Here is a 3,430-nt window from a genome sequence, read left to right as displayed (position 1 = left end):
GGGCGGCATTATCGTTTCCGAAGTGCGCTTTCTGTCTATTTGCTGATGCGCAGATTGGAGAGTGACTGGGCGATAGAGGCGAAAACATCCTTCAGCTCATTCGCGGAATTGACGCTGTAATACATGCTCGGTTCTGTCGCGCAATTGCGCAGCAGCGTCGCGTTCCCCTGAACGAGGCGGATTGTATAGACCTGTATCCCCGCAGCACGCATGCCGTCACAGACAAGCTGCGAGCGCTGATCCACGCGGGGGCAGTTGGCGCTGCCATTGCAGGCCGCATTCGTCTGGTTGCCCATGCCGCCGCGATAATAGGTGTTGTCGCCATCGGTCAGATAGACCATCACCTTTTCAAGCTCTTTCGGGTCAGCAGGTGCCGCATTGGAAAGAGTTGCGCCATTGGTCAGCATCTGCCAGCCCCAGACAAAGCCGATCGTCGTGTTGGTGCCGCCGCCGGACGTCATGGCGTCGATCCGGCTCTTCTGCATCTGCCAGTCGGTCGAGAGCGGCACGATGGCCGGGAAGTTGCAGTTGCCGTTGTACTGGTTGTCGTCGTTCGCCGGATATTTGGTCGAATTGTTGGCGGTGGGGTTCGAGACGGCCACATCGTAATTCTCGTCGCGGTCCGTGACACAGCCGCTCCAGCTATTCTTGGCGACGGTGCGCTCCTCCACACATTCGGTCTTCTTGTTCTTGCCCGAGCCCGTGGTGGTGCAGAACGACGGATGGCTCCAGGTCCATTTGAGCCAGCTTTCATTCTTGTTCGTCGATCCAACATTCACATCGGTCGTGAAAGGCACAATGCCAATGCGCACATCACCCGGATTGAGCGCGGCCGCAGAGACAGTGGTGATGAGATCCTTCGCGGCCTCTTTCAGAACGGTCATGCGCCCGCCCGTATCCATCGAGCCCGTATTGTCGAGAACGAGGATGACCTCGATCTTCTTGCCCATGCGGGTCACCTGCGATGTGGCCGCGATGTCGAGCGTCTTGATACCTGCAAGGCCCATTAGCGTGGTCGGCATATCGGCCTTCACGCTGAGCGAAACCACATTGCCGTTCTGCGAGACGGTGACAGTGCCCGGAACCCCGAGCTTGTCAGCGGGGTAGTTCGCGTCGAAATAATTCTGCGCGATCACCTGAAGCTGCTGGTTCGTCTGGTTGGTGGCTCCGCCCACGGCAAGGGCCGCCGCATCAAGCGCGGCTTTCAAGCGGTTCTCGACCGCATAGGCGCGCGAAATATCAACCGCCGCGCCCGCTGCAACCATGATGGGAAGCGCAGCCAGTGCGAACATGATCGCGAAATTGCCGCGCTGATCGGAGAAAAACCGACCGAAAAGGCTTCTGAAGCACCACATGAGCCGAAACCACCTTGCATGCCCTTCCGCGCCCTGGCAGCGAAGGACCGTTTATGCACCAGCGGATTTTAGGTTTTTCGCCGTTAAGAAGCCGTGAATCCGTAACCGGCCCGAAACGGCCCTTACCATTTGGTAACTGCCCGCGCGTTATCTAAAGGCTGCGCCATGGTGGCTTTTCAGCGCGAGGGCAAGGATGCCTGCATTTCCTCTCAATCGGCTTTACAGACCGCGCGGTCATGTGCGCTGCTTCCGGCGCTCGCAAGGCGGGAGCGTTGCCGTTGAGTTCGGCCTCCTCGCCATCCCCTTTTTCGCACTTCTCTTCGCGCTGATCGAAAACAGCGTGATCTATTTCAGCACAGCCAATCTCGACAATGTGGTTGCCGATGCGGGCCGCCTGATCCGCACAGGGCAGGCGCAGTCCAGCGGGATGACGGAAGGCGAGTTCAAGGATCTGATCTGCAAGGAAATGGTGCTGATCAGCAACTGCAAGAGCAAGCTGCATGTCGATGTGCGCAAGTACAGCAATTTCGGCAATGTGCAGCCGCCCGCACTTGTGGACAAGGATGGCAAGCTCGTCACGAACACCGTGTTCCAGCCGGGAGCTGCGGGCGAGATCGTGCTTGTGCGGGCCTATTTCTCCTGGGGAGTGATGACGCCTTCCTTTATCGGCCTTTCCAATCTTGAAGGGGGAGGACGGCTGATCGCAGCGAGCGCTGCTTTCCGCAATGAACCCTTCGGCTCCATGTTGCCAGTCAACTGACGGGGCGCGCGATGATCTTTCCCATGAAACATTTTGCGCGCCGTTCCCTCCGGCACTTCCTCGCCGATACGCACGGGCTTGGCGCTGTCGAGTTCGCGCTCATCTTTCCGCTGATGCTGGTGCTTTATTTCGGCGCCTTCGAGATCACGCAGATGCTGACGGCAGATCGGCGTACGACATCGGTTGCCTATACGGCGGCAGACCTCGTCGCGCAGGCCGCCTCGATCAGCAATGGCGAGATGAATGATGTTTTCGCGGCTAGCTCCGCGATCATGAAGCCCTTCAGCACGGACGGGCTTTCCATCCGTATCACCAGTGTTGTGGCAAATGCCGCAGGCGTGAACAAGGTTGCCTGGAGCGACGGCCACAAGATTGCTCCCCGCTCTGTCGGCTCGAATTTCGACCTGCCGGCCGGCCTCACAACGCCCGGCACCAGCGTGATCGTGGCGGAAGTGTTCTACACCTACACCTCGCCCATCAGCAGTGCGGTCACGAAGTCGATCAACTTCAAGGAAGTGTCCTATCTGAAGCCGCGTCGGGCAAACTCCATCCCCCGAACGAACTGATTTCAGGACGGCCTCCGGCGATTAACCATGTTTGCGGCCGGGCTGTAGCAAAGATGCAGCAGCCCCTGTATTCGCCGCGCCCCCGCTTCCCCTCCGAACCCGTATGGATCGGGGCATGGCCGGGGCAAAGCCCGCCCGGGACCGGCCAGCGCCGGGGTCTTGCCGAGTAAGTCCTTGATTTTCATAAGGAAAATGTTTGGCGGAGGGAGAGGGATTCGAACCCTCGATACGGTTTCCCGTATACACGCTTTCCAAGCGTGCGCCTTCAGCCACTCGGCCACCCCTCCGGGTCACCCGGCGCGGCGGGCGAAGTGGCGGCACTATACGCAACAAAAGGGCTGAATCAATAAGGAAGGCGCCCTGCAGGCCTTTGATTTTACGAAACCTTCGGCGAAGTGTGCTTGTTTGGCACAGTCGATCCGGCTACCGTTCGGCTCTTGAGTGATTTCGATGTTCAATATGTGGGCTGGGGGGCTCTAGTCATGATCGTGTTCAGGCTGATCGGACTTCTTTTCATCATCGTCGCGCTGATGGCGCTGGGCTCGGATGCCCTGCTGTCTCTGGAAGCGCGGGAAGTCACCATGCGGTCTTTCAACGACCTCTGGGGGATTCTGCATGAAGGTAGCCGTGATGCCTTCTCCGGCTGGGCGGCCGAAGGCGCGCCGGAAGCGGCGCAGGGGCCGGTCGCGTCCGTGCTGGCGTTCCCGGCCTGGGGCGTGCTCGGTATCATCGGCATCGTGATTGCGGGA

At 59.4% G+C, this 3,430-nt stretch carries 4 protein-coding genes and 1 tRNA gene; 3 read left to right on the top strand and 2 right to left on the bottom strand.

Annotation, left to right across the window (positions count from 1 at the left end):
- Positions 1-35: 35 nt before the first annotated feature.
- Positions 36-1,355 (bottom strand): vWA domain-containing protein, encoded by a 1,320-nt coding sequence (locus WBF74_RS03570; RefSeq protein ID WP_424435269.1) that lies wholly within the window; start codon positions 1,353-1,355, stop codon positions 36-38.
- 193 nt (positions 1,356-1,548) lie between these two features.
- Between WBF74_RS03570 and WBF74_RS03565 the strand changes: the two genes are divergently transcribed.
- A complete protein-coding gene (locus tag WBF74_RS03565) occupies positions 1,549-2,115 on the top strand; it encodes a TadE/TadG family type IV pilus assembly protein (RefSeq protein WP_424435266.1) in 567 nt (188 codons plus the stop codon).
- A 23-nt stretch (positions 2,116-2,138) separates the two neighbouring features.
- Positions 2,139-2,681, top strand: a complete 543-nt coding sequence (locus WBF74_RS03560; protein WP_424435263.1) for a TadE/TadG family type IV pilus assembly protein — start codon at positions 2,139-2,141, stop codon at positions 2,679-2,681.
- Positions 2,682-2,878: 197 nt separating this feature from the next.
- Here the strand turns inward: WBF74_RS03560 and WBF74_RS03555 are convergent.
- Positions 2,879-2,968: transfer RNA gene (locus WBF74_RS03555), tRNA-Ser, on the bottom strand.
- Between the two features lie 195 nt (positions 2,969-3,163).
- Here WBF74_RS03555 and WBF74_RS03550 point away from each other — a divergent pair.
- Positions 3,164-3,430 (top strand): hypothetical protein (locus WBF74_RS03550; RefSeq protein WP_424435261.1); only part of this gene is annotated, 267 nt, incomplete at its 3' end.

It is taken from the genome of Parvibaculum sp. (genome assembly GCF_049672805.1).
Lineage (GTDB): Bacteria > Pseudomonadota > Alphaproteobacteria > Parvibaculales > Parvibaculaceae > Parvibaculum.
This window is presented reverse-complemented; position numbering and strand designations above follow the sequence as displayed.

Excerpts from the sequence above, each read along its gene's own strand:
- WBF74_RS03570 (WP_424435269.1), bottom strand. The coding sequence starts at position 1,355 with ATGTGGTGCTTCAGAAGCCTTTTCGGTCGGTTTTTCTCCGATCAGCGC.
- WBF74_RS03565 (WP_424435266.1), top strand. The coding sequence starts at position 1,549 with ATGCCTGCATTTCCTCTCAATCGGCTTTACAGACCGCGCGGTCATGTG.
- WBF74_RS03560 (WP_424435263.1), top strand. The coding sequence starts at position 2,139 with ATGAAACATTTTGCGCGCCGTTCCCTCCGGCACTTCCTCGCCGATACG.